The organism is Marinitenerispora sediminis, from assembly GCF_003336425.1.
GTDB classification, from domain to species: domain Bacteria; phylum Actinomycetota; class Actinomycetes; order Streptosporangiales; family Streptosporangiaceae; genus Marinitenerispora; species Marinitenerispora sediminis.
This window is the reverse complement of the sequence record NZ_QEIO01000308.1, coordinates 1-1,356: the sequence shown is the minus strand read 5'-3', so window position 1 is coordinate 1,356 and position 1,356 is coordinate 1. Positions and strand designations below refer to the sequence as shown.

The following is a 1,356-nucleotide window of genomic DNA, read 5'->3' as shown; positions in this document are numbered from 1 at the left end:
GGGCGGAGGGGTGGCGGGCGCGGCCAGATCCGGCTTACTTGACATAATGTACATTATCGGCGTTTCGGAAACCCATGGCCAGTAGGGGTTCCGGGCCGGCGGGCCGACCGCGGGGGTCGACTCAGTGGCGTCCGCTGAGCGCCGTCGCGGCGCCGAGGGACAGGTAGACGCCGCCGACGAGGTAGTGCTGGCGGGACGCGAGGGCGGGCCGGCGGGCGAGCCAGCCGCCGATGGCGCCGCCGCCGAGAGCGTAGACGAGGTCCATGGCCAGGCCCATGACGGCCATGATGCCGCCGAGCTGCACGACCTGGGCGACGACGGAGCCTTGGGCGGGGTCGACGAACTGCGGCAGGAAGGCCATGAAGAACAGCGCGACCTTGGGGTTGAAGATGCTGACGAGGATGCCGTCGCGGTAGACCCGAGGCAGGGCGCGGGGCGGTGTGGCGGACGACGGGGTGAGGCTGAGCTGGTCGCCGTCGCGCAGGGCGCGGATGCCGAGGTAGACGAGGTAGCCGGCGCCGACGTACTTGACGACGTTGAAGGCGAGTTCGGAGGCCGCGAGCAGCGATGACAGGCCGACGGCGGTCGCGGTGATGTGGACGAGCGTCCCGGTCTCGACGCCGAGTGACGAGATGACGCCGGCGCGCCGGCCCTGGCTGACGCTGCGCGTGAGGATGTAGATGAGGTTCGGTCCCGGTGCGATCACCAGTGCTGCTCCCGCTGCGATGAATATCGCGAGCGTGTGAGTGTCGAACATATCGCCAGGTTACGGCGGTGCGGGCTCCCCGCGTGGGTGTTCTCCGGCGGGCGACCGGGTTTGCTGCATAAAAAGCATTATGCAGCAGAAGGCGGTGAATCGGCCGGTAGGGCGGCTGTGCGGTGGTGCGCGGTGGCTCGTGCGTTCGGTGCGGCTCCGGTGGCGGGCCCCCTGCGCCCGGGCCGGCTCGGGCGGGCGGCCGCGGTGGCGGCTGGCGGTGTCCGTGGGGGCCGAGTGCGGAGCCTCTCCCCCGCGCCCGGCCGCGCCGCCGGTGCGGGTCGTGGACGCGCGGCGGCGGCGCGGCGTTGACGTGGCGGTCAGGAAAAGCCGCGTTCGACCACAAATGGCCAGATATCGACGAAACCCGGTGCGGGGCGGTGCGCAGCGGCGATGCTCGTAGCCGTGTCGAACAGTACCGACCCCTCCCCCGACGGCGCCGCCGCTCCCGACTCCGGCCACTCCCCCGCTGCGGCCGGGGGCGCGGGCCCCCGGCGCTCGCGTGCCGCCGGACCTCGGCGCGGCCCGGCCGACCGGCTGGTCGGTGTGGACGTCGCCCGCGGCCTGGCGGTCCTGGGCATGTTCGTCGTGCATGTGGGGGC

1 protein-coding gene and 1 pseudogene are annotated in these 1,356 nt (G+C 72.6%); one reads left to right on the top strand and one right to left on the bottom strand.

What is annotated here, in order from left to right:
• Positions 1–121: 121 nt before the first annotated feature.
• Positions 122–757 (bottom strand): LysE family translocator, encoded by a 636-nt coding sequence (locus DEF28_RS26500; protein WP_114400928.1) that lies wholly within the window; start codon positions 755–757, stop codon positions 122–124.
• A gap of 402 nt (positions 758–1,159) precedes the next feature.
• Here DEF28_RS26500 and DEF28_RS26495 point away from each other — a divergent pair.
• Positions 1,160–1,356, top strand: a pseudogene (locus DEF28_RS26495) (hypothetical protein); the annotation flags it as partial.